At 38.5% G+C, this 2148-nt stretch carries 2 protein-coding genes; both read right to left on the reverse strand.

Features of this window, described 5'->3' with window-relative positions; translation table 11 throughout:
• Positions 1-401 precede the first annotated feature (401 nt).
• Positions 402-1142, reverse strand: coding sequence for a DUF2931 family protein (locus C9J42_RS21205; RefSeq protein WP_107302301.1), 741 nt, complete (start codon positions 1140-1142; stop codon positions 402-404).
• A gap of 81 nt (positions 1143-1223) precedes the next feature.
• Positions 1224-1961: a DUF2931 family protein gene (locus tag C9J42_RS21210; RefSeq protein WP_107302302.1), complete on the reverse strand. Its 738-nt coding sequence runs from the start codon at positions 1959-1961 to the stop codon at positions 1224-1226.
• Positions 1962-2148: the final 187 nt, after the last annotated feature.

Raw genomic sequence — 2148 nt, forward strand, 5'->3', positions numbered from 1 at the left:
GCAACACTTTACTTGACACATGATGATTATTGCAAGTAAATGGGAAGTGCACACCTTTTCTGGCCATTTGAGACCAAAAGCCTTGCTGATTCCCCGGCGCTTGCGGCGGAATATGCTGTGAGTTGTACGGGGTATTTTTCATGGTTATTTTCAATCTTTCTTCGGCGTTAACGATTTCCAGAGTAAGAGTACACGCTTAATAGACTGGGCAATAATTGGCCTGATTATGAGATATTACCTCCATAAAAAAGCACGCAGATTATTATGCGTTAGATCGTTTACTCATTCATATCGTGTTAACGTGATTTTGGATTAGTTTTTATAATGTTTTAATGTAATGGTTTGACGAATCATATAAAACTAAAACGCCTCACAGATTTCTGTGAGGCGATAGGCCAATATTAATGAAGCTGGTCAACAGTAAAATGCTTAGATGTATAAACCTTATTTACCTTGTCCCAAGGGATAGGGGTTAAGGTTGCGTTAGCCTTTTTAGCTCTTTTTTTTACATATTCTGTTGCTTGGAAATATTGTTTCGATGTGATTGAATTATAGTCAGTATCAGGCATGCTAGTTGGCGACAACTCAGTAACGTACGTATACTTGCCACACCCTTCAAGCCACACTTTCACTTGCCCATTTGGTAGGAAACCAAAATCAAATTGACTTTGATAGCAAGTACGTTTTATTCCGTCAGATTCCACATGATGCTGTTGTGTATACATCAGCGCTTTCATTTTTGGGGTGACATCTAATTCAGTAATATAGAACTTCGCATTAAAAAGGGATGTCCAGTAAAGCACGACTTTATCGGGTAGATGATTGGTTTTCATAATCTGTTCATAGTAAGCAATTGTAGAATAACTTCTTAATGGCATACCATAACCATCATAATTAGGTAAAAAGCCCTTTATACGCTTAAAATCACTAACCGTCATAAATTGACTATGAGTGTGTAAAATAGAGGTCCAATCTTCTTGCGTGTTAATACCATATGCTTTAGTGACTCTGACAGGGTAAAATGATGGCATAGCGTAACCAACCGTCCAATCAGGAACTTCATCAGGTACGCGTTCTCTATTTATCATGCTACAACCGGCCAGTAATAGGCAGAGCACCCCTGTTGATATGATCTTTTTCATTTACTGTCCTTGTGTAATGAATGCTGAATCTAGCTCTTTCATTGAGCGCCTCACAGGTTTTTGTGAGGCGATAAGTCAATATTAATGAAGCTGATCTACAATATAGCCCTTTGATGTATAAACCTTATTTACCTTGTCCCAAGGGATAGGCGTTAAGGTTGCGTTAGCATTTTTAGCTCTAATATTTAACTCGTCTTCATAATCATGCTTGTAGGCAGTTGATGAATTTCCGTTATAGTCCGTTTCGGGGGTGCTCGTTGGTGACAGCTCAGTAACGTACGTATACTTGCCACACCCTTCTAGCCACACTTTCACTTGTCCATTTGGTAGGAAGCCAAAATCAAATGTCGTTTGGTAGCAAGCTCGTTTTATTCCATCTGGTCGAATGTAACTTTGCTTTTTATAGGCCAGCGCTTTCATTTTTGCGGTGACATCTAATTCAGTAATATAGAACTTCGCGTCAAAAAGGGACGTCCAATAAAGCACAACTTTATCGGGTAAATGATTTGTATATCTTATCTGGGAGTATTGAGCGATCCCAAAAGTTAACGATAATCCATATCCATCATAGTCCGGTTGAGACTGTTTAATTCGTTCTAAATCGCTGATTGTCATAAATTGACTATGAGTATGTAAAATAGAAGTCCAATCTTCTTGCGTGTTAATACCATATGCTTTAGTGACTCTGACAGGGTAAAATGATGGCATAGCGTAACCAACTGTCCAATCAGGAACTTCATCAGGTACGCGTTCTCTATTCATCATGCTACAACCAGCCAGTAATAGGCAGAATACTCCTGTTGATATGATCTTTTTCATTTACTGACCTTGTTTAAGGAACGCTTTATCTAGATTTTTAATTGAGCGCCTCACAGGTTTCTGTGAGGCGAGAAGTCAATATTAATGAAGCTGGTCAACAGTAAAATGTTTTGATGTATAAACCTTATTTACCTTGCCCCAAGGGATAGGCGTTAAGGTTGCGTTAGCCTTTTTAGCTCTTTTTTTT

Origin of the sequence: Photobacterium sp. GB-56 (genome assembly GCF_003026105.1) — a bacterium.
In the GTDB taxonomy this organism is placed as follows: Bacteria; Pseudomonadota; Gammaproteobacteria; order Enterobacterales; family Vibrionaceae; genus Photobacterium.

Coding starts and splice junctions, on each gene's coding strand:
- C9J42_RS21205 (WP_107302301.1), bottom strand. CDS start 1,142: ATGAAAAAGATCATATCAACAGGGGTGCTCTGCCTATTACTGGCCGGT.
- C9J42_RS21210 (WP_107302302.1), bottom strand. CDS start 1,961: ATGAAAAAGATCATATCAACAGGAGTATTCTGCCTATTACTGGCTGGT.